The organism is Bradyrhizobium sp. NBAIM14, assembly GCF_020193895.1.
In the GTDB taxonomy this organism is placed as follows: Bacteria; Pseudomonadota; Alphaproteobacteria; order Rhizobiales; family Xanthobacteraceae; genus Bradyrhizobium; species Bradyrhizobium yuanmingense.
The window spans coordinates 320,415-338,545 of record NZ_JADYVQ010000001.1; the positions used below are offsets into that span (position 1 = coordinate 320,415).

General features: G+C 65.2%; 25 protein-coding genes. 14 read left to right on the forward strand and 11 right to left on the reverse strand.

Annotated features, from left to right (window positions below; genetic code table 11):
* Window positions 1–59 precede the first annotated feature (59 nt).
* Complete coding sequence (locus tag I6F28_RS01425; protein WP_225139111.1) at window positions 60–755, forward strand: glutathione S-transferase family protein; 696 nt, start codon at window positions 60–62, stop codon at window positions 753–755.
* Window positions 756–899: 144 nt separating this feature from the next.
* Here I6F28_RS01425 and I6F28_RS01430 read toward each other — a convergent pair whose 3' ends face one another.
* Entirely contained in the window at window positions 900–1,334 is a 435-nt protein-coding gene (locus tag I6F28_RS01430) for a hypothetical protein (protein ID WP_036013234.1), read from the reverse strand.
* A gap of 483 nt (window positions 1,335–1,817) precedes the next feature.
* Between I6F28_RS01430 and I6F28_RS01435 the strand changes: the two genes are divergently transcribed.
* From I6F28_RS01435 to I6F28_RS01445, 3 genes are all read left to right on the forward strand, one after another.
* Window positions 1,818–2,201, forward strand: a complete 384-nt coding sequence (locus I6F28_RS01435) for a RidA family protein (RefSeq protein ID WP_036013230.1) — start codon at window positions 1,818–1,820, stop codon at window positions 2,199–2,201.
* A 171-nt stretch (window positions 2,202–2,372) separates the two neighbouring features.
* The gene (locus I6F28_RS01440; RefSeq protein WP_057026969.1) at window positions 2,373–2,633 is read left to right on the forward strand and encodes a hypothetical protein; all 261 of its coding nucleotides are present in this window, start codon (window positions 2,373–2,375) and stop codon (window positions 2,631–2,633) included.
* A gap of 237 nt (window positions 2,634–2,870) precedes the next feature.
* Window positions 2,871–3,122 carry a hypothetical protein gene (locus I6F28_RS01445; protein ID WP_036013225.1) on the forward strand — a complete coding sequence of 84 codons (252 nt, stop codon included), beginning with the start codon at window positions 2,871–2,873 and terminating at the stop codon, window positions 3,120–3,122.
* A gap of 79 nt (window positions 3,123–3,201) precedes the next feature.
* On the opposite strand, the gene I6F28_RS01450 is transcribed toward I6F28_RS01445, so the two are convergent.
* Window positions 3,202–3,687 carry a J domain-containing protein gene (locus I6F28_RS01450; RefSeq protein ID WP_225139112.1) on the reverse strand — a complete coding sequence of 162 codons (486 nt, stop codon included), beginning with the start codon at window positions 3,685–3,687 and terminating at the stop codon, window positions 3,202–3,204.
* A 111-nt stretch (window positions 3,688–3,798) separates the two neighbouring features.
* Here I6F28_RS01450 and I6F28_RS01455 point away from each other — a divergent pair, with 111 nt between their 5' ends.
* The 3 genes from I6F28_RS01455 to I6F28_RS01465 all read left to right on the forward strand — a co-directional run bounded on the left by I6F28_RS01455 (window position 3,799) and on the right by I6F28_RS01465 (window position 5,693).
* The gene (locus tag I6F28_RS01455) at window positions 3,799–4,566 is read left to right on the forward strand and encodes an SDR family NAD(P)-dependent oxidoreductase (protein WP_225139113.1); all 768 of its coding nucleotides are present in this window, start codon (window positions 3,799–3,801) and stop codon (window positions 4,564–4,566) included.
* A 181-nt stretch (window positions 4,567–4,747) separates the two neighbouring features.
* A complete protein-coding gene (locus I6F28_RS01460) occupies window positions 4,748–4,996 on the forward strand; it encodes a helix-turn-helix domain-containing protein (RefSeq protein ID WP_225115104.1) in 249 nt (82 codons plus the stop codon).
* A 172-nt stretch (window positions 4,997–5,168) separates the two neighbouring features.
* Window positions 5,169–5,693: a collagen-like triple helix repeat-containing protein gene (locus I6F28_RS01465; RefSeq protein ID WP_036013214.1), complete on the forward strand. Its 525-nt coding sequence runs from the start codon at window positions 5,169–5,171 to the stop codon at window positions 5,691–5,693.
* Here the strand turns inward: I6F28_RS01465 and I6F28_RS01470 are convergent.
* Together I6F28_RS01470 and I6F28_RS01475 are read right to left on the reverse strand one after the other, a co-directional pair.
* Window positions 5,690–5,905: a hypothetical protein gene (locus I6F28_RS01470; RefSeq protein ID WP_036013212.1), complete on the reverse strand. Its 216-nt coding sequence runs from the start codon at window positions 5,903–5,905 to the stop codon at window positions 5,690–5,692. The genes I6F28_RS01465 and I6F28_RS01470 overlap by 4 nt on opposite strands.
* Before the next feature lie 93 nt (window positions 5,906–5,998).
* Window positions 5,999–6,268 (reverse strand): DUF2277 domain-containing protein, encoded by a 270-nt coding sequence (locus I6F28_RS01475; RefSeq protein ID WP_036013210.1) that lies wholly within the window; start codon window positions 6,266–6,268, stop codon window positions 5,999–6,001.
* Window positions 6,269–6,522: 254 nt separating this feature from the next.
* Here I6F28_RS01475 and I6F28_RS01480 point away from each other — a divergent pair, with 254 nt between their 5' ends.
* The gene (locus I6F28_RS01480) at window positions 6,523–6,876 is read left to right on the forward strand and encodes a hypothetical protein (protein WP_036013289.1); all 354 of its coding nucleotides are present in this window, start codon (window positions 6,523–6,525) and stop codon (window positions 6,874–6,876) included.
* Between the two features lie 77 nt (window positions 6,877–6,953).
* On the forward strand, window positions 6,954–7,556 hold the full coding sequence (locus I6F28_RS01485) for an MSMEG_1061 family FMN-dependent PPOX-type flavoprotein (RefSeq protein WP_225139114.1): 603 nt from the start codon (window positions 6,954–6,956) through the stop codon (window positions 7,554–7,556).
* Window positions 7,557–7,651: 95 nt separating this feature from the next.
* Here the strand turns inward: I6F28_RS01485 and bfr are convergent, their stop codons facing one another.
* The 3 genes from bfr to I6F28_RS01500 form a co-directional block, all read right to left on the reverse strand.
* Window positions 7,652–8,140 carry a bacterioferritin gene (bfr, locus tag I6F28_RS01490; RefSeq protein WP_036013205.1) on the reverse strand — a complete coding sequence of 163 codons (489 nt, stop codon included), beginning with the start codon at window positions 8,138–8,140 and terminating at the stop codon, window positions 7,652–7,654.
* A gap of 133 nt (window positions 8,141–8,273) precedes the next feature.
* Window positions 8,274–8,546 carry a (2Fe-2S)-binding protein gene (locus I6F28_RS01495; RefSeq protein ID WP_036013202.1) on the reverse strand — a complete coding sequence of 91 codons (273 nt, stop codon included), beginning with the start codon at window positions 8,544–8,546 and terminating at the stop codon, window positions 8,274–8,276.
* A gap of 160 nt (window positions 8,547–8,706) precedes the next feature.
* Window positions 8,707–9,021, reverse strand: coding sequence for a hypothetical protein (locus I6F28_RS01500; protein ID WP_225126036.1), 315 nt, complete (start codon window positions 9,019–9,021; stop codon window positions 8,707–8,709).
* A 125-nt stretch (window positions 9,022–9,146) separates the two neighbouring features.
* Between I6F28_RS01500 and I6F28_RS01505 the strand changes: the two genes are divergently transcribed.
* Complete coding sequence (locus tag I6F28_RS01505; protein WP_057026972.1) at window positions 9,147–9,467, forward strand: hypothetical protein; 321 nt, start codon at window positions 9,147–9,149, stop codon at window positions 9,465–9,467.
* 211 nt (window positions 9,468–9,678) lie between these two features.
* Complete coding sequence (locus I6F28_RS01510) at window positions 9,679–9,960, forward strand: hypothetical protein (RefSeq protein ID WP_036013199.1); 282 nt, start codon at window positions 9,679–9,681, stop codon at window positions 9,958–9,960.
* 178 nt (window positions 9,961–10,138) lie between these two features.
* Here I6F28_RS01510 and I6F28_RS01515 read toward each other — a convergent pair whose 3' ends face one another.
* Window positions 10,139–11,365: a lytic murein transglycosylase gene (locus I6F28_RS01515; protein ID WP_225126037.1), complete on the reverse strand. Its 1,227-nt coding sequence runs from the start codon at window positions 11,363–11,365 to the stop codon at window positions 10,139–10,141.
* A 7-nt stretch (window positions 11,366–11,372) separates the two neighbouring features.
* A complete protein-coding gene (gene ettA, locus I6F28_RS01520; RefSeq protein ID WP_225126038.1) occupies window positions 11,373–13,022 on the reverse strand; it encodes an energy-dependent translational throttle protein EttA in 1,650 nt (549 codons plus the stop codon).
* A 236-nt stretch (window positions 13,023–13,258) separates the two neighbouring features.
* On the opposite strand from ettA, the gene I6F28_RS01525 reads away from it, so the two are divergent.
* Both I6F28_RS01525 and I6F28_RS01530 read left to right on the forward strand, forming a co-directional pair.
* Window positions 13,259–13,474 carry a hypothetical protein gene (locus I6F28_RS01525; RefSeq protein WP_036013194.1) on the forward strand — a complete coding sequence of 72 codons (216 nt, stop codon included), beginning with the start codon at window positions 13,259–13,261 and terminating at the stop codon, window positions 13,472–13,474.
* A gap of 130 nt (window positions 13,475–13,604) precedes the next feature.
* Window positions 13,605–14,567: a D-2-hydroxyacid dehydrogenase family protein gene (locus I6F28_RS01530; RefSeq protein WP_225134538.1), complete on the forward strand. Its 963-nt coding sequence runs from the start codon at window positions 13,605–13,607 to the stop codon at window positions 14,565–14,567.
* Between the two features lie 55 nt (window positions 14,568–14,622).
* Here I6F28_RS01530 and I6F28_RS01535 read toward each other — a convergent pair whose 3' ends face one another.
* Entirely contained in the window at window positions 14,623–15,819 is a 1,197-nt protein-coding gene (locus I6F28_RS01535; protein ID WP_225139452.1) for a L,D-transpeptidase family protein, read from the reverse strand.
* Window positions 15,820–16,186: 367 nt separating this feature from the next.
* On the opposite strand from I6F28_RS01535, the gene I6F28_RS01540 reads away from it, so the two are divergent.
* On the forward strand, window positions 16,187–16,957 hold the full coding sequence (locus I6F28_RS01540; RefSeq protein ID WP_225139115.1) for a hypothetical protein: 771 nt from the start codon (window positions 16,187–16,189) through the stop codon (window positions 16,955–16,957).
* A 179-nt stretch (window positions 16,958–17,136) separates the two neighbouring features.
* On the opposite strand, the gene sseA is transcribed toward I6F28_RS01540, so the two are convergent.
* Window positions 17,137–17,994, reverse strand: a complete 858-nt coding sequence (gene sseA / locus I6F28_RS01545) for a 3-mercaptopyruvate sulfurtransferase (RefSeq protein ID WP_225139116.1) — start codon at window positions 17,992–17,994, stop codon at window positions 17,137–17,139.
* Between the last annotated feature and the right edge of the window lie 137 nt (window positions 17,995–18,131).

The window sequence follows — 18,131 nt, forward strand, 5'->3', positions numbered from 1 at the left end:
ATTGCATCCGTTTCCACTCCCTAGCATGCTGGCCTCCGCCACCCCGGAGGAGCCCGCCCATGCTGACCCTCTACTCCTACCCAGAACTCTTCGGCGTCGCCGACAACAACGGCTACGGCCTCAAGGTCTATGCGTTCCTCAAGCTCGCGGGCGTGCCGTTCGTGCATGAGCACGTCTTCGATGCCTCGGCCGCGCCGCGCGGGCAGCTGCCTTACATCGTCGACGACAGCGAGATCATCGGCGACAGCGAGACCATCATCGCGCACGCGACTAAGAAATACCGCCTCACGATCGACGCCGGCTTGTCATCGGAACAGCGCCGCACCGACCATCTCGTCACGCGCATGCTGGACGATCTCTACTGGGTGATGTCCTATTCGCGCTGGAAGGACGAGCGCTTCTATCCGGCGTTCCGCGACGCCTTCATCGCGCAGCATCCGCAGATCGACCCTACCGGCTTCGAGAAGGCCAAGGCCTACAACGCGCAGCGCTATCACTTCCAGGGCATCGGTCGCTACACGCCCGAGCAGGCCTACGCGCGGGGGCTCGCTGACTTGCAGGTGCTGGCGGACATCGCGCCGGCGCAAGGCTTCGTACACGGCGCGGCGCCGACGAGCGTTGATGCCGGCATCTACGGCTTCATCGCCAACATCTATTACTTTCCGATCCCGACGCCGCTGAAGGCCTTCGTCGATGCGCACGCCAACATCGTCGCGCATTGCGAGCGGGTGCATGCGAGGGTCGAGAAATCGTAGGGTGGGTCAGCTTCGGGCGGCGCGAAGCGCTGTCCGAAGCGTAACCCACCACTGTTCGTCTCCGGAGACGCCAAAGAGGTGGGTTACGCCCCGCGGATTCGCTGCGCGGATCCGCAGGGCTAACCCACCCTACGGCACCGTCTTCTACCGCATCGTGATCGCAAGCCCGCTGAGATCCGCATTCGCCATCAACCCCACCTGCGTGCCCGACAGCTCCAGCACTGCGCCCTTCTGGTTGGTCAGCACGATGGCGCGGGCGCCGGAGCCGACGGCGATGCCGGCACCGGCGGCGCCGTAGACGCCGGCAACGTCGGAGGGACGGTTGATGTTGGAGACGCGGCCGCGCAGCACGGTCTTGGATCCCCCGAACACGAGGCCGTAGTCGAGGCCACCCGTGGAAAGCCCGTAAGAGCGGCCGCGGAAGTTGAGCACGCCCGAGCCGCCGGAGCCGCCGATGATCCAGCCCGCCTTGTAGATCGTCAGCGTCACGAAGCCGCTGTCGGCCTGCGCCGTCGTCGAGAGGCCAGCCAGGGCGACGATGGCGACGCACGCGGCGCGGAGGGTGGATGCGAGCTTCATGGGGGTCTCCGGGGGCTGTTTTTTAAAGGAGGATTCGAATCAGACGGAGCGAATGTACCTGATCGATCGCGGCGGCAACATGATGGGGCGGAGGGCTCAAGGCGAAGCGGCAGGATTCCCCGCAAGCACGGTGCGCTCCCTCTCCCCGTTCTTGCGGGGAGAGGGCTGGGGTGAGGGGCCGCCTCCGCACATGCACTGGCAGTCGGACTCGCGGAGACTCCCCCTCACCCGAAATTTGCTCCGCAAATTCCGGCCTCTCCCCGCACGCGGGGAGAGGCGAAGACCACCAACCGCCAGCATGCCATAATGCCCCTGTTTTGCCCGACGGAGCAACCGAATGCTTCGCGTTTGGCGAATTCTGGAAAACATCAATGATTTCCGTGCGGCGCCTACTGTGCATGGGGTTGTTTTCGCACTTTTGTTTTGAGCATCCCCGCGCCAGCCGCTACGCTCCTGCGTCCGCCCCCGTCCTGAGGTGATCCCATGCCGATCCAGCATTTCGCGCCCCCGCCGCACGTCAAGGCGCCGCCGCTGTCCTTTGCGACGCGGGTTGGCGACCTCCTGTTCGTCTCCGGCATTCCCGGCTTCGATGTATCAGGCGCGTTGCCTGATGGCTTCGAGGCGCAGTTCGCCAATGTCGTCGTCAACATCAAGCGCGTGCTGGGCGAGGCCGGCGCCGGCATGCATGATCTCGTCAAGGTCAACGTGCTCCTGACCCGCGCCTCGGACGTCGCCGCGATGAACGCGCTCTATGCCGGCGCCTTCGGCCCGCCGCCGTACCCGGCGCGCACGACTTGCGTGGTGCAGGCGCTGCCCGATCCGAAGATGCTGATCGAGATCGAGGCGGTCGCTTCGCTGGCCAAGTAGGAGCCTAGTCAGCTGCGTGTGACCTATCGGGCACGCGTCCAAACCAAATGCGTTGGGCACAGCTGACATGTCCGTGAATGGCGGCCCCCCGGCTTGCAAAGGACCTGCTTTTACCGCACGAATTTTTTCGGTCCCATGTCCCACCACCCATGTCCCACCAGGAGATACTTCATGCGTCGCCTTCTCGCGCTCAGTGCCGTTGCCGGCATCGCTAGTTCCGTGTTCGCCGTGCCCGCCTCCGCGAAGGTCGGCTATTACGTGATCCGCTGGGACAACACCGGCATCTGCCAGGTCTGGAACGAGGACCTGCAGTACAAGCCGTTCCAGTTCGGGGTCTCTACCTACAAGGTCGTCAGCAAGCCGTTCCCGACCTTCCAGCAGGCCTCGGACCTGCAGATCAAGATGCGCGCCGAGCGGAAGTGCACGCTCTGAGCCGGACGCGAGAGTAGCGCTTGAAGGGCGGGTCGCGCGGGCGATCCGCCCTTTTGCTTTGAGTGGCCTGAAGCGTTTCCCCGGCCGCCATCAGACCTGTCCCACGCACATTTTTTGAACCTCGGCGGCGGGTGGAACTACTCACATCTTGTCCGGGGCGCGTGCCAAGCGCGTCCCGCACCACCCTCCCCGTCATTGTCGGGAGGCGCATCACATCATTCATTTGAGGAGCTGATCATGCGTCGTATTTCCATGCTGTGCGCTGCCGCCGGTCTTGCCGTCACCGCGTTCGTCGCCGCGAGCCCGGCCGAAGCCAGCTATCATCTGATCCGCTGGCAGGACACCGGCTTCTGCCAGATCTGGGACGAGAGCATCCCGACCACGCCGTGGCCGGCCGGCTATCACCGCGCCAGCGCCAGCGTGCCGACCTTCGTCGATGCACTCATGGTCAAGGACGCCGCGCTCAAGAGCGGCAGCTGCAAGTGGTAAGATAATCGATCGGCGGACGAAGAACCGGGCAAGGACGAGGGCGTCCTTGCCCGGTTTGCTTTTCGAAGGCCCGAGACGCTCACGCGTCCTTGTACGCGCGGGGATGGATCAGGATGTCGCGCGCGGCGGCGAGGTCGATGAAGGCTTCGGCGCTGCCGCCCTGGTCGGGATGCAGGCCCTTGGCGGCGCGGCGATAGGCCTGGTTGATGTCCTCGCAAGTGAGCTGCACCGCGAGCGGCAGGCCGAGCACCTTGCGGGCGCGGTCCTCGCTGGAAAGCTTCTTCGGCGCGGCGTTGCGGCGGCCGAAGCGCGGCGCGGTCAGATCGTGCACGACCTCGAGCACCACACTGATACGGCGCTGGGCCGCCAGCGTCACGCTATGATCGTCATTGTCGACTGCCTGGCGCAGCACCGGCAGCGCCTGCTCGGCAGCTTGGCGCAGCGTGACGTCGCTGCTCATCCGCGCGATCTCGGCCACCAGCCGGCCGGCCTCGGCCCAGTCAGGCGCTTGCGCCGAACGCAGCCGCTCCAGAGCGAGTTTCCAGGTTTCGAGCCGTTCCATCATGCGCGCAACGTTTAGCAATCAGGATCAGTATGCCAAGGCCGCCGTTTCCGACCCCTTAATTTCGCGTTAGCGTTTCGTGAAACTTCGAAACGAAAACGGGAGGAAACTGCCATGGCGCTGCTCGCAAACCACATCGCTGTCGTCACCGGCGCAGGTTCCGGAATCGGCCGGGCGATCGCCACCGGCTATGCGCGGGAGGGCGCGCAGGTCGTGCTGCTCGACGTCAACGCCGAGACGGCGGCGGAGGCCGCGCAGGAGATCCGGACAGCGGGCGGCAAGGCCGAGAGCTTTGCGCTCGACGTCGTCAGGCGCGAGGATTGCTTCGCGCTCGCCAGGCAGATCGCGGACAAAATCGGGCAGGTCTCGATCCTCGTCAACAATGCCGGCATCACCCGCCGCAACGCCTTCACCGCGGAGACCGAGACGGTGGCGAAGGACTGGAACGACATCATCTCGCTCAACCTCACCGGCGTCTTCAACGTGACGCAGGCGTTCCTCGCGCCCTTGCGCGCCAGCAAAGGCCGCATCGTCAATATCGGCTCGATCCAGTCCTTCGTGCATCTGCGCACGCCGAGCTCGGCGGCCTACACCACCTCGAAACACGGCGTGCTCGGCTTCACCAAGGCGCTCGCGGTCGAGCTCGGCAAGGAAGGCGTGCGCGTCAACGCGATCGGCCCCGGCTTCATCGAGACCAACATCAACGCCAACGTGCGCGCGACCAATCCGGCGCTGGTGCAGGCCTTCATCGATCACACCCCACTGGCGCGCACCGGCAAGCCCGAGGACATCGTCGGCCCCGCGGTGTTCCTCGCCTCCGATCTGTCGGCCTATGTCACCGGAACCATCGTGATGGTGGACGGCGGCTATCGCACGGTGTGAGGGACGCGAGGCTCGCACCAATCGCGGCGGCATCTGGGCATTCTCAAGATCAATTCGGTGCAGCCCCTCCAATTAACCTTTCATTAACCAAACCGGACCACCGTAGATTCACGGCTTGGGGGTCGTTGGTTCTCGATCCGCTTCCGACGATGGAAGCGGGCGTTGATCGGGAGGTGTTTTGATGACCACTGTTCATGTCGCCGCGTCCGGGCCGGACGCACAATTCCTTGCCCCGAACCAGATCGTTCCGCTTCTGATCGGTGCCACCGTCGACGAGGTCGAGCGTGAGCTCGTGATCCAGACGCTGGCGCGCTGTGACGGCAACCGCACGCGCGCCTCGCGCGTGCTCGGCCTTTCCGTACGCACGCTGCGCAACAAGATCAGGCTCTATGCCGCCTCCGGCATCGAGGTGCCCGCATGTCAGGATTAGCGCACGACATCAATCGGCCAGCGACGACGCGCTGCGCAGCCACGCGCGATCGATGAGGCGGCCGCTCGCGCCGCCGATTGATGTTGATCAAGCCCGGCACGAAGCGCGGGCGGAATTGCTGCTGTCGTCAAACGCCGCTAAGTAGCTTGCTCCAGGTGAAGGGAGCGGTGGCGTGGCAGACGACCAGGGACGACGGCCGGGGCCTCAGGGGCCTCGCGGGCGGCAAGGCGAGCCGGGACGGCCGGGGCCACAGGGGCATCCGGGCCGGCGCGGCCCCGACGGCGCACGCGGCAAGCCCGGGCCGCAGGGCAAGCCGGGCCCGGTCGGAAAGGCCGGGCCGCCCGGCAAGCCCGGTCCGCAAGGCAAACAGGGCGAAGCCGGTCCGCGTGGGCCAGCCGGCGCACCGGGACCTGCCGGGCCGCAGGGACCGGCGGGGCCGCAAGGCCCGCGCGGCGAGCCGGGTCCGCCCGGCCAATTGCCGTCGATCGAGCAGGTGCTGCCCTGGCTCGACCAGCTCTTCGATGCCTGGGACGAACGCCGCCGCCAACGCGAGCGCGAAGCCGCCGAGCGCGAAGCGCTCGAAGCCGCCGTCCAGGAGACCGACGAGGCAATCGTCGATGACGAGGGCGATGACGTCGACGATCACAGGAAGAAAAAGAAAAAGAAGAAGCAGGGCAAGGATAGCCGACGGGTCTAGTCGGGCCGATCCTCGCGCCGCGGCAGCATGCCCATGCGCTCGAATTGCCAGCGCATGGCGCGATACCAGAAATAGCCGACCGCCGCGCCGCACAGGGCGAGGATGATCACGTTCGCGCTCGAGAACGAGCCGCTCCACCACATCATCCACGCGGTCCACAGCAGCGTGAAGACGATGGCACCTGCTTTCAAAGGAAGAAGGGGGTGGCTCATGTCGTGCTCCGGGCGATCAAAACCCCGGCCGCCACCATCGCAAGCCGAGGCAGCAGATACCGTGAGCCAGATCACGGAGCACGCTGCCTGACCTCACGTACCGAAGCGCAGCCGCGAACGCTCTTTCGCCTTCTCCGCCTCAACCTCGCGGTCGCGCGCCGGCGCGTTCGTATGCAGCGAGGTCAGGAGTTTTCGCGCCGCCTCGGAGACCTCGGCCACCGCACGATCGAACGCCGCCTCGTTGGCCTGCGACGGCTTGTTGAAACCCGACAGCTTTCGCACGAATTGCAGCGCGCTGGCGTGGATCTCATCCTCCGTCGCCGGCGGCTCGAAGTTGAACAGCGTCTTGATGTTGCGGCACATGCACTTTCTCCCGGCGTTTTCCTTAAGACGAAGGTCCGAGCCGAAATCCTACATCCGCCTTCTCGCTTCTGCGACCGACTTGGTGGATGCGCCACAAGCTGATCTCGCAGCGCATCATAAGCGGGGGCGCCGGCATCGCATATTATTTGAGCATGCATTGCAGTGACGGCTCAGGCTTAATCCGTGCCAACGATAGGGAAAGACGCGCAGGACAATCGCGCGCCCATGGCACGATACGCGACGAGGAGGATCGCATGCACAGGCTCGCACTGTGCGTTTGGTTGGTTGCGACGACAGCGCTGGCAAACGTTGCGTTCGCGCGCGACAATGGCCAATACGACCACGTTCCGCCCGACATCCGCGCCTGGTTCAAGAGCGTGATCGCGCCGAACGGGGTTCCCTGCTGCGACATCTCCGATGGCCATCGCACCGAGTATGACGTGCGCAATGGCGCTTATTGGGTGCCGATCGAGGGACAATGGATCGAGGTGCCCGGACGCGCCATCATCCGCGACCAGGGCAATCCGATCGGCCAGGCCGTGGTGTGGTACGTCCACCACCGCGGCTCCATCATCATCAGCTGCTTCGTGCCGGCGGATGCGGTGTAACGCGCCTTGGTGATTTCCATTGGCTGGCGACGGCCCGATCGGGTAGCTTGAAGCCCAGCTGAAGCAGAGGCACGCCGTTGACCAATCTTAGCGCCGAAGACCTCGCCACCATCTATGCCAAGCCGAGCCCGCGCGTGATCGCGAAGGCACGGCCCGCGATCGATGCGCATGCGAAGAAATTCATCGAGATGTCGCCATTCTGCGTGCTCGCGACATCGGGAGCGGACGGCAGCGTCGACGCTTCGCCGCGCGGCGGCGGCATCGGCTTCGTCCGCGTCGCCGGCCCCAACCAGCTGCTGATGCCCGACCGCTCCGGCAACAACCGCATCGACAGTTTCCGCAACGTCGTCGAAGGCTCAGGCTTCGTGCATTTGCTGTTCTTCGTGCCGGGCATCGAGGAGACGCTGCGCGTCGGCGGCCGCGGCACGCTGTCGGCCGACCCGGATCTGCTCGCCTCGATGGTGGAATTCGGCAAGCCGCCGCGCGCGGTGCTGAACGTCGCGGTCAGCGAGGTCTATTTCCATTGCGGCAAGGCGCTGATGCGCTCGAAGCTGTGGGGGTCGGAGAAGGTGCAGCGCTCGGTGATGCCGAGCATCGTCACGGTCATTCACGAGCAGACCGGCCTCGGCGAACCGGCGAGCCAGGAGGCCGTGGAAGAGCTCTACAAGACGCAGCTGTAGCCAAGAGCGGTTCCGCAAAACGAAGCGTCGTGCGGCAACACGTGGATGGCCGGGGTCAAGCCCGGCCATGACGATGGAGGGAGCCAGGCCCGAGCTTAGTGCCCCTCGCCCTCGAGCCCGCCGACATGCTTCTGGGTGTAGAGCTCAAGGCCGATGCGGCCGATCAGATCGAGCTGGGTCTCGAGGAAGTCGATGTGGTGCTCCTCGTCGCTCATCAGCTTCTCGAACAGGTCGCGTGTGACATAGTCCTTGGCGCTGTGACAGTAGGTCGCCGCTTCCTGATAGAGCGCCCGCGCGCTCATCTCGGCGGCGAGATCGCACTCGATGATCTCCTTGACGTTCTGGCCGATGCGCAGGGGATCGAGCACCTGCATGTTCGGAAAGCCGTCGAAGAACAGGATCCGCTCGGTGAGCTTGTCGGCGTGCTCCATCTCCTCGATGGATTCCTTGCGCCAGACCTTGGCCATGTCCAGCAGGCCCCAATTGTCGAGGAAGCGGTAATGCAGCCAGTACTGATTGATCGCAGTCAGCTCGTGACGCAGCGCCTTGTTGAGATAGTCGATGACTTTTGCGTCGCCCTGCATGGTTCACTCCAGCTCTTGCAGTCCAAATCGGTCCCAAACCGAGTTTAGAACGCTTCTAAATCACTTTGCGAGCGAGAGCAACCGGCTACGGGAACCCAGCCGGGGAAAAGCTCAGCCGGAGTTGCGGAAGTTTTCAACAGGCCGCGAGGGCGAACTCGGCGGGTTCGGCGGTCTCGTCGTTGGCGGCCACGGTGTGGCTATGCGGGCAGCCGGCGCAGCAGGACTGCGCACAGGGGCCGAGCGCTTCGTCGATGATACTCTTGATCGTCCGGGCGCAGCGCCCGCATTCGGCGCTGCAGCCGAGACAGCCATAGACCTGCTTGGCATGCCGCACGGCGTCGTCGGACTCGGCGACGGCGGCGCGGATATCATCATCGCTCAGCACATTACAGGAACAAACGATCATGGAAGCGGCAGGCCCTTCGGTGATGCGCCATCATCGATATTTAACAGGCCGGCCGGATGCAAAAGGAAAAACAGGTATTTGAAGCTATTCCAAACTGGCCTGATCAAAGCCTAGAACGGCTCTAAATCAAGCTCTTGCGCTGGATCAAGATTGTAGCCCACTAGTCGCCGCCACCGCCGCCTCCTCCTCCGCCGTCGCCACCGCCTCCGCAGTCGCCGCCGCTACTGCTGCTATCGCTGCTGGAACAGCTTGCGCCGTCGCCAGAGCTCCCCGAACTGCCGCCGGAAAACCAGCTTCCCAGCGAGAAGCCGTCATTCGTCCCGGAATAGGTGCTCTCCCCGCTACTCCCTCCGTGGCTGCCGGCGGTAGCGCGGGAGCGCCGTGCGCGGTTCTGGAGATGTGCGATCCAGCCGTAGCCGACCGCGAAAACGATCCCGGCCGCAATCAAAGCATTAATCATCGCGTTGCCCATCATCGTCTCCCGGTGGGACCCATACCAATTGGTCGTCTCCGGCAAAGGTGCCGTTCATTGATCATTCAAGCGGAATATGGAACCTTGCGGCCCAAAGGTTCCCGCGTGTTCGTCTGAAAGGTCAAGCAATGAAGAAGTCGCTCCTGGCGGTCGCTGCCGTCGCCATTCTGGCCCTGACGGCCGGAACACCGGCCCATGCCCAGCGCGGTGTCGCGGCAGGCGTGGCCGCCGGGATCATCGGCGGCGCCATTGTCGGCGGCGCGCTGGCTTCTCCGTATTATTACGGGCCTAGCTATGGCTACTATGGGCCGGGCTACTACCCGCCGCGCTACTACGCCCCGGGTCCAGGCTATGTTGCCGACGACTATTACGGCGGCTGCGTCTGGCAGAAGCAGCGCTTCTGGGATGGCTATGCCTGGCGCGTCCGTCGCGTCCGAGTCTGCGGCTGAGGCGCGCCAAGCCGGTTCACTACGGATGCGCCGTTCATCTCAGGGCCTGAAAAAGACCGCTTTTTCTCGTCACAGCTCCGTGTGCGTTTACCGTGGATTGACCATTTGCGCGCTTCCTAGCTGCAAGGCCAATTCCATCAGAGTGTGCGTGAACCTTTGAAACCCGGGCGCCTCTAACAGGAGGAACCCATCTCCCAGGAGAGCCAAGAGCATGAACAAGACTTTAGTTGCCGCGCTCACGGTCGCGACGGTCGCCGGTTCGCTGGTGACCGCCGCTCCGTCCGCGAAGGCCCATGACGGCGTCGGCGCCGGTATCGCAGCCGGCCTGATCGGTGGCGCCATCGTCGGCGGCGCCATCGCCTCCAGCCGTCCCGCCTATGGCGGCCCCGTTTACATCGCCGAGCCCCCGCCGCCCGCGCCCTGCTACTGGCGCCGCGAGCGCTATTGGGACGGCTACGGCTGGGTCAGCCGTCCGGTTCGCGTTTGCTACTGATCTGATTGCCTGGCGCATGCGCGCCGCGATCGGAAAGCCCGGCCGAGAGCATTGGCCGGGCTTTTTGTTTGCGCACGCTAAAGCGCGATGCGGTTAGGATGAAGCGTCATCGCGCTTTAGGTTATTGTTTGAGCATGATCTTTTCGGAAAACCGCTTCACACTTTTCCGGATCATGCTCTATCGCGCCGCCTGGATCGAACGCAGCACCTCTTCGCTCGGCCAGCAATCGACCTTGAGGCCCGCCGACTTCTGATAGGCGCCAAGCGCCGCACGGGTCTGCATGCCGGCCTTGCCGTCGATCTTGTCCTTGTAGAGCCCGATCCGCGTCAGCTCGCGCTGCATGGTCTCGACGTCCTTGGTGCGCAATTGCTTCGAGGCGGACCAGGGCGTTGCGAACGGCAGCGGGCTCGTCATGCGGTCGCTGAGATGGCCGACGAACAGCACGTAGAGATCGGAGAAATTGTATTCCTTGATGACGAAGTAATTCTTCGTGGTCAGGAATGACGGGCCGTAGATGCCTTCGGGCTGGAGCAGCGAGGCCGGCTGCGCCTGCTCGGCGGCGCTGAGCTTTTGGCCGCGTACCGGGACAAAACCCTCGCGCAGCCATTGGCCGATCGGCTTCGTCACCTCCGGCACGCCCGTCGTGCAATCGACCTTCGCCGGCGCCTGCACCTCGTAAGCCCAGCGCACGCCGCTCTGCCAGCCCTTGTTGACGAGCTGCTGCGCAGCCGAGGCCAGCGCATCCGGCACCGAGTGCCAGATGTCGATGCGGCCGTCGCCGTCGAAATCGACGCCATGCTTGTAATATTCGGACGGCAGGAACTGGGTGAGGCCGGTCGCGCCGGCCCAGGACGAGCGCATGTCCTTGCGCGTGACGACGCCTTCATCGAGGATCTTGAGCGCGGCAATGAACTCGTTGCGATACTGATCCTTTCGGCGTCCGACATAGGCCTGCGTCGCCAGTACGCGCACCAGATCGTAGGGCAACGTGTGCCGGCCATAGTCTGTCTCGCGGCCCCAGATGGCGAGCATGACGGTCGCCGGCACCCCGGACTTCTTCTCGATCTCGTTCAGCGAGGTACGATGCTTTTGGAGCAGCCGCTGCCCCTCGCCTGCAAGCCGCGCGATCGAGGCTTCCTTGACGTAGTCGGCCGGCACCTGCACGAACTCGGCCTGCGACGGCGCACCCGTTGCCGGCCGCCCGGGCAAGAGCAGATCGGGCAGCTTGTAATCGGGCTCCAGCCCGCGCGTTTGCGCATCGAACGTTGCGCGCGAAACGCCGGCCTGTTGGGCCTCCGGCCACAACGAGGCGATGAACTGGGTGAAAGCGGCGTCGGCAGCACGGACGGGCGACCAGCTGCAGGCGATGACGATCCCCGCAGCGATGAGCGCCCGTCGCATCATGCCGCCATCACCGCGTCAGCTTCTTGTACTTCACGCGGTGCGGGATGATGCTGTCCTGGCCGAGCCGGCGCATCTTGTCCTTCTCGTAGTCCTGGAAATTGCCTTCGAACCATTCGACGTGGCTATCGCCCTCGAAGGCGAGGATGTGCGTCGCGATGCGGTCGAGGAACCAGCGATCGTGGCTGATGATGACCGCGCAGCCGGCAAAATCCTCCAGCGCCTCTTCGAGCGCGCGCAGCGTATCGACGTCGAGGTCGTTGGTCGGCTCGTCGAGCAGCAGGACGTTGGCGCCGGACTTCAGCATTTTCGCCAGATGCACGCGGTTGCGTTCACCGCCCGAGAGCGCGCCGACCTTCTTCTGCTGGTCCGCGCCCTTGAAGTTGAACGACGAGCAATAGCCGCGCGAGTTGACTTCCTTCTTGCCGAGCAGGATCAGTTCGTTGCCGCCAGAGATCTCCTCCCACACGGTCTTCTTGCCGTCGAGCGCGTCGCGCGACTGGTCGACGTAACCGAGATGCACGGTCTCGCCGACCGTGATCGTGCCGGAGTCCGGCTTCTCCTGAGCGGTGATCATCCTGAACAACGTGGTCTTGCCGGCGCCGTTGGGACCGATCACGCCGACGATGCCGCCGGGCGGCAGCTTGAAGGTGAGATCATCGATCAGGAGACGATCGCCAAAGCCTTTGCTGAGCCCCTCGAAATCGACCACGTTGGCGCCGAGCCGCTCGGCCACCGGGATGATGATCTGCGCGGTCTGGGTCTGCTTCTCGCTCGCCTTCTTGAGCAGCTCCTCATAGCGCTGATAGCGCGCCTTCGACTTGGCCTGGCGTGCCTTGGGCGAGGACGCCACCCATTCCTGCTCGCGCGCGAGCGTCTTCTGGTGCGCCGCATCCTCGCGGCCCTCCTGCTCCAGACGCTTCTGCTTCTGCACCAGCCAGGACGAGTAATTGCCCTCGTACGGGATGCCGCGGCCGCGATCGAGCTCGAGGATCCAGCCCGTGACGTTGTCGAGGAAGTAGCGGTCGTGGGTGACGATCAGGATCGCACCGGGATAGTTGCGCAAATGGCCTTCCAGCCACGACACGGATTCCGCGTCGAGATGGTTGGTCGGCTCGTCCAGCAGCAAGAGCTCGGGCTGGTCGAGCAGCAGGCGGCACAGCGCGACGCGGCGGCGCTCACCGCCCGAGAGTTTCGTCACGTCGGCATCGTCGGGCGGACAGCGCAGCGCGTCCATGGCCTGGTCGACCTTGCTGTCGAGATCCCACAGGCCCTGGGCCTCGATCTCGTCCTGCAGCTTGGTCATCTCGTCGGCGGTCTCGTCGGAATAATTGACCGCGAGCTCGTTGTAACGGTCCAGGATCGCCTTCTGCTTGGCGACGCCCTGCATGACGTTTTCGCGCACGGTCAGCTTGGAATCGAGCTGCGGCTCCTGCTCGAGATAGCCGACGCGGGCGCCCTCGGCGACCCAGGCCTCGCCGGTGTATTCCTTGTCGAGACCGGCCATGATCTTGAGCAGGGTCGACTTACCCGAGCCGTTGACGCCGAGCACGCCGATCTTGGCGTCCGGGTAGAAGCTCAGATGGATGTTATCGAGCACCTTCCGGGTCGGGTAGCTCTTGGTCAGGCCCTGCATGAAATAGATGAACTGGCGCGCCATCGGTCCCGTGAAACCTTCGATTTGAGGAAATTTGCTTCGCCAGCGATGTAGCGATCCCGCCCCCAAAGGGCAACGTTTTCCGTCCGTTCACCCACGGATGAATACGGGCAGGAAACCATCCGGCCACCGATCCGGACAATTGAAACCATCTTTTAATAAATCAGGCCAAAGCTCGGTTTCGCGCGGAAACAGCGCCACCCGCTCAGAACGAACGGGGAGCACAGCGAGGCCGCATCATGGCTCTGATCGAGACCCATTCTCTTCCTGTTCCGGCAGGAGCCGGGCGCGACTCCGGGTTCGCCTCGGAGATCAAGGCATTCTGGAAGCGCTTCTTCGTCACCGCCTTCAATCCCTACCGGCCCGAACTGCATTACATGCGCGGCCCCGGCCCCGCCTGGCGCGCCAAGCACGGCATGGATGCACCGTTCCGCCTGAAGCCCCGCGACGTCTGAGCGACGATCCCTATCGGACTTTTGAAGACGCAGGCTGCTTGCGCGCCGGCGCGATTGCGCGCAAACCATGGCCAGGTTCCGATGACGGCGCCCGCCTGGCGCCTTCACCTCTCGCCATGGATGAACGCTGATGAGCCGGCTGCGCTGCGCAATCCTCGACGACTATTTCAATCTCGCCCTCGACGTCGCCGACTGGCCGAAATTGTCGGATCGCGTCGACGTCACCGTGTTCAGCCATCCCTTCGCCTCCGAGCAGGCCGCAGCCAGTGCGCTCACCGACTTCGAAATCATCTGCGCGATGCGCGAGCGCACGGCGTTTCCCAAGAGCCTGTTCGATCGCCTGCCGAAGCTTAAGCTGCTGCTGACCTCGGGCATGCGCAACGCTGCGATCGACATCGAGGCCGCGAAAGCGCGCGGCATCGCCATCGGCGGCACGCAATATTCCCGCGATCCGACGGCGCCGCTCACGATGGGCCTGATCCTGGAATTGACCCGCGGCATCGGCCGAGAGAACGCGCGCATGCATGCGGGCGAGTCCTGGCAGACATTTGCCGGAGTCGAGATCGAAGGGCTGACGCTCGGCGTCGTCGGGCTCGGCAAGCTCGGCAGCAAGATGGCGGGCATTGCGAAGGCGTTCGGCATGAACGTGATCGCCTGGAGCCCGAACCTCACCGCGGAGAAATGTGCGGCGGCCGGCGTCGGCTACGCCTCCAAGGAGGAGCTGTTCGCCAAGGCCGACATCGTCACCATCCACGTGGTGCTGAGCGAGCGCTCGCGTGGCCTCGTCAGCCGCGCGGATCTTGCGCGGATGAAACCGACGGCCTTCCTGGTCAACACCGCGCGCGGGCCGATCGTGGATGAGCAGGCGCTGCTGGAAGTCTTGCAGCAGCGCAAGATCGCAGGTGCAGGCTTGGACGTGTTCTCGGTCGAGCCGCTGCCGGTCGACCATCCCTTCCGCAAGCTCGACAATCTCGTGCTGACGCCGCATCTGGGCTACGCCACCACGGATGGTCTGCGCATCCATTACGGCCAGATGGTCGAGGCGATCGACGCCTTCACCAAAGGCGGCGAGCTGCCGCGGAAGCTGGCCTGAAACGAAAAGGGCGTGCCGACGGCACGCCCTTCGCAATCTCATTGAGTTGAGGCCCTCAGCGCACGGTGACCGGCGCGGGCAGCGGCGGCACAACGGTGGGCTGCGTCCCCGGGACCGGGCCCGCCTGGGCGGACATCGGAGCCGGCCCGGCAGCGCTCTGCGTCGGCGCGGCGGAGGCCGTCGCCGTTCCCGGCGGCGGACCACCCGGCATCACGACAACGCGGGTGCCGACCTTGACGCGCTCGAACAGGTCGGAGACGTCCTCGTTCAGCATGCCGATGCAGCCGGAGGAGACGAACTTGCCGATCGTCGAGGGCTGGTTGGTGCCGTGGATGCGGTAGACGGTCGAACCTAGATACATCGCGCGGGCGCCGAGCGGATTACCCGGGCCGCCGGCCATGAAGCGCGGCAGATAGGGCTGACGCTCGATCATCTCGGTCGGCGGATGCCAATCCGGCCACTCGGCCTTGCGGGTGATCTTCTGCACGCCCGTCCAGGTGAAGCCGTCGCGGCCAACTCGGACGCCGTAGCGGATCGCACGGCCGCCTCCGAGCACGTAATAGAGGTAGGTGTTGGGCGTATCGACCACGAGCGTGCCGGCCGGCTCCTTGGTCTGGAACGCGACCTCCTGACGGCGCAGGTTCGGCGGCAGCTGCACCGGCGCGGCATCGGGCTGCTCCTCGGGCGGCAGCGCGGCCAGGGTCACCGGGCGGCCATCCGTGCCCACGGGCGGCTGTCCGGCCTGGACCGTCCCGGTCGCGGAGGGACCGCCCACAGACTCGGGCGGACGCAGGCCGTCGTTGGCGGGCGATTGCTGAGGCGGACGGTCGGCGTAGATCACCGCCGGCGGACCGGCGGGGCGGCCGTAGCGGGGATCGTCGGGCGACATCACGGGGCCCTGCGGCGCGGCCGAATAGACCGGCGGGGCGCCAGCCGGGCGCCCATAGCGCGGATCATCCGGCGACATCACCGGACCTTGGGGCGGGGCGGCCGAATAGACCGGAGGCGCGCCCATCGGACGACCGTAGCGCGGATCGTCGGCCGGACCGGGCGGGGGCAGCGAGGCATGCGGCATCGCGTCGTCGTCTTCATCCAGCGCGTCGAAACTCGGCATGCGGTCACCGGGCCGATATTCGGCCGGCGCGCCATAGCTTGGCACCTGCTGGATCGGATAGCTCTGAGCCTGAGCGAGCGAGGTTCCCGCCGCAGCGACTGTTGCGGCAGCGCATATCGTCAGAAAGTGTTTGATCATCATCGCTCTTGTATAGTCCCCAAGCCCGACCGGACCGTTAACGGCCAGATGACGGAAGATAGCGGCACATTCAAGACATATCAGGCTTATTTGCGCCGGACTTGCCGATTTGTGATCCGCAAGACTACCGTTGCCCCGTTGCATCACGGGGCTGAAATCGTATCGCGCCTTCGATTGGCGCGATGGTCGACCGCGATTTTAACGGAACGATGCGGAGACGTTGCGATATGGTCGAATCAGCCTGATTCGCCACCTTTTTGAGCTCCGATCCCGCGTGGCGAACGCGGCAAGCAGTACCGTCACCGCGTTCAGATGGCTCTTGAGCCCCGGCCACTCCGCCGCCGGGGCGGAAATTCGCAATCGCTCAATGCTTCCCGGCTTTCGCTTCCTGTTTGCCGCGATCCTGCTGTCAACCTCCATCCTGGTGTTCGGCCTAGGGGCCGCCGCTCTGCTCCGGGCGACCCATCAGCAATATGTCAACAACCCCGGCTGGCGGAACGGGCCGCAGGAGCAAATGTTTGCGCAGGCGCCCGAGCCGGCCCAGCCGGTGCTCGCGGTGCTGCGGACCGAGCCGGAGCCACCTGCCGAGACCACGCCATCGCTGCGCGACCAGGTGCCGACCATCGCTCTGCCCCTGAGCGAGCCCGAACAGGTTGCTGCACTGACGACCGAGACCGACGTCCAGCCCGAGGCCGCCGCGCCCCTGGCTGAAGTGCCGGCCATCGAAGCAGCCAAGCCCGAACCGACCGTGACGGCCGCAGCGCCGGCTTCCATCGATACGCTGACCCCCGCCGACACCACGGCCGGGATTCCCGAGGCCCAGCCTGCCGCAATCGCCAGCGAGCCGGAACCAGCTGACCCGGCCCTCGCCGCCGCGGCGCTCGATGTCGCCTCCGCAAGGCTCGCTGCGCTGAACGCCGCCACAGTGGCGACGGACGCGCCGGCGAAGGTCAAGGCCGAGAGCAGCAAGGCCGAGAGCACCAAGTCGGACAGCAAGGCGACCAAGCGCAAGGCGAAAGCCAAGAAGCGAGCCCGCGTGGTGCGGCGCCCGCCGCCTCAGCAGTTGCAGCAGCAGCTCGATCCGTTCGGTCAGCAGCAGCCGGCCTTCGCGACAACGACGACCGCACGCACGCGGTGATCTTACTTCTTCACCTCTCCCCGCTTGCGGGGAGAGGTCGGAATACGCGCGTCGCGCGGATTCCGGGTGAGGGGGTACAGGTCCCTCGATAATCTCATCCTGCGGAGAGAGGCCCCTCACCCCAACCCTCTCCCCGCAAGAACGGGGCGAGGGAGCGCACCGTCATCGTGGCTGCAACCTCAAGCCGGGCCGGTCGCGATGGCCGGGCCGCCGGCCTGGCCCCATTCCGACCACGAGCCGTCATAAAGCGCGGTGTCGGTGATGCCGAGGCGGTAGAGCGCGAGCGTCAGCACGCCGGCCGAGACGCCGGAGCCGCAGCTCGTCACGATCGGCGCATCCAGCTTGACGCCGGCATTGGTGAAGGCGGCGCGGAGCTTGTCGAGCGGCTTCATCTCGCCGGTCGCGGCGTCGAACAGCAGATTGTAGGGCACGTTGCGGGCGCCGGGGATGTGACCGGAGCGGATGCCCGGGCGCGGCTCGGGCGCGCGGCCTTCGAAGCGATCGGCGGCGCGCGCGTCGATCACCTGCTCGTTGCGGCTTTCGACATTGGCGATCAATTGCTGCATGCTGCGCACGCGGTTTGCGTCATAGCTCGCCGTGAAGGTCGTCGGCTTCGGCTTGACCTCGCCGCTCTCGGTCGCGCGTCCCTCAGTGCGCCACTTCTTCAGGCCGCCATCGAGAACGCGTACGTTGCTGTGGCCATAGGACAGGAACATCCACCACGCACGCGGCGCTGCGACCCAGCCGCCGGCATCATAGAGCACGACGGTGTCCGCGTTGGAGATGCCGAGATTGCCGACGTCGCGGCCGAACTGCTCCGCGCTCGGAAACATGTGCGGCAGCGGGTTGGAATGATCCGACACCGCATCGACGTCGAAGAACACGGCGCCCGGCAGATGCGCGGCGAGATAGTCGTCCTTCGGCAGCGGCAGCACGCCCGGCAGCTTGAAGCTGGCGTCGAGGATCTTGACGTTGGCATCGCCGATGTGAGCGGCGAGCCATTCGGTGGAGACGAGGGGGTCGGTGGCGGTGGTCATTGAAGCATTCTCCGTTGGTCATTCCGGGGCGTGCGAAGCACGAGCCCGGAATCCATCGTGCCTCAGACTCTGTGGATCAATGGATTCCGGGCTCACGCTTCGCGTGCCCCGGAATGACGGGTGGAGAGGGCAAGGCC

Excerpts from the sequence above, each read along its gene's own strand:
- I6F28_RS01425 (WP_225139111.1), top strand. The coding sequence starts at position 60 with ATGCTGACCCTCTACTCCTACCCAGAACTCTTCGGCGTCGCCGACAAC.
- I6F28_RS01430 (WP_036013234.1), bottom strand. The coding sequence starts at position 1,334 with ATGAAGCTCGCATCCACCCTCCGCGCCGCGTGCGTCGCCATCGTCGCC.
- I6F28_RS01435 (WP_036013230.1), top strand. The coding sequence starts at position 1,818 with ATGCCGATCCAGCATTTCGCGCCCCCGCCGCACGTCAAGGCGCCGCCG.
- I6F28_RS01440 (WP_057026969.1), top strand. The coding sequence starts at position 2,373 with ATGCGTCGCCTTCTCGCGCTCAGTGCCGTTGCCGGCATCGCTAGTTCC.
- I6F28_RS01445 (WP_036013225.1), top strand. The coding sequence starts at position 2,871 with ATGCGTCGTATTTCCATGCTGTGCGCTGCCGCCGGTCTTGCCGTCACC.
- I6F28_RS01450 (WP_225139112.1), bottom strand. The coding sequence starts at position 3,687 with ATGATGGAACGGCTCGAAACCTGGAAACTCGCTCTGGAGCGGCTGCGT.
- I6F28_RS01455 (WP_225139113.1), top strand. The coding sequence starts at position 3,799 with ATGGCGCTGCTCGCAAACCACATCGCTGTCGTCACCGGCGCAGGTTCC.
- I6F28_RS01460 (WP_225115104.1), top strand. The coding sequence starts at position 4,748 with ATGACCACTGTTCATGTCGCCGCGTCCGGGCCGGACGCACAATTCCTT.
- I6F28_RS01470 (WP_036013212.1), bottom strand. The coding sequence starts at position 5,905 with ATGAGCCACCCCCTTCTTCCTTTGAAAGCAGGTGCCATCGTCTTCACG.
- I6F28_RS01475 (WP_036013210.1), bottom strand. The coding sequence starts at position 6,268 with ATGTGCCGCAACATCAAGACGCTGTTCAACTTCGAGCCGCCGGCGACG.
- I6F28_RS01480 (WP_036013289.1), top strand. The coding sequence starts at position 6,523 with ATGCACAGGCTCGCACTGTGCGTTTGGTTGGTTGCGACGACAGCGCTG.
- bfr (WP_036013205.1), bottom strand. The coding sequence starts at position 8,140 with ATGCAGGGCGACGCAAAAGTCATCGACTATCTCAACAAGGCGCTGCGT.
- I6F28_RS01495 (WP_036013202.1), bottom strand. The coding sequence starts at position 8,546 with ATGATCGTTTGTTCCTGTAATGTGCTGAGCGATGATGATATCCGCGCC.
- I6F28_RS01500 (WP_225126036.1), bottom strand. The coding sequence starts at position 9,021 with ATGATGGGCAACGCGATGATTAATGCTTTGATTGCGGCCGGGATCGTT.
- I6F28_RS01505 (WP_057026972.1), top strand. The coding sequence starts at position 9,147 with ATGAAGAAGTCGCTCCTGGCGGTCGCTGCCGTCGCCATTCTGGCCCTG.
- I6F28_RS01510 (WP_036013199.1), top strand. The coding sequence starts at position 9,679 with ATGAACAAGACTTTAGTTGCCGCGCTCACGGTCGCGACGGTCGCCGGT.
- I6F28_RS01515 (WP_225126037.1), bottom strand. The coding sequence starts at position 11,365 with ATGATGCGACGGGCGCTCATCGCTGCGGGGATCGTCATCGCCTGCAGC.
- ettA (WP_225126038.1), bottom strand. The coding sequence starts at position 13,022 with ATGGCGCGCCAGTTCATCTATTTCATGCAGGGCCTGACCAAGAGCTAC.
- I6F28_RS01525 (WP_036013194.1), top strand. The coding sequence starts at position 13,259 with ATGGCTCTGATCGAGACCCATTCTCTTCCTGTTCCGGCAGGAGCCGGG.
- I6F28_RS01530 (WP_225134538.1), top strand. The coding sequence starts at position 13,605 with ATGAGCCGGCTGCGCTGCGCAATCCTCGACGACTATTTCAATCTCGCC.
- I6F28_RS01535 (WP_225139452.1), bottom strand. The coding sequence starts at position 15,819 with ATGATCAAACACTTTCTGACGATATGCGCTGCCGCAACAGTCGCTGCG.
- I6F28_RS01540 (WP_225139115.1), top strand. The coding sequence starts at position 16,187 with ATGCTTCCCGGCTTTCGCTTCCTGTTTGCCGCGATCCTGCTGTCAACC.
- sseA (WP_225139116.1), bottom strand. The coding sequence starts at position 17,994 with ATGACCACCGCCACCGACCCCCTCGTCTCCACCGAATGGCTCGCCGCT.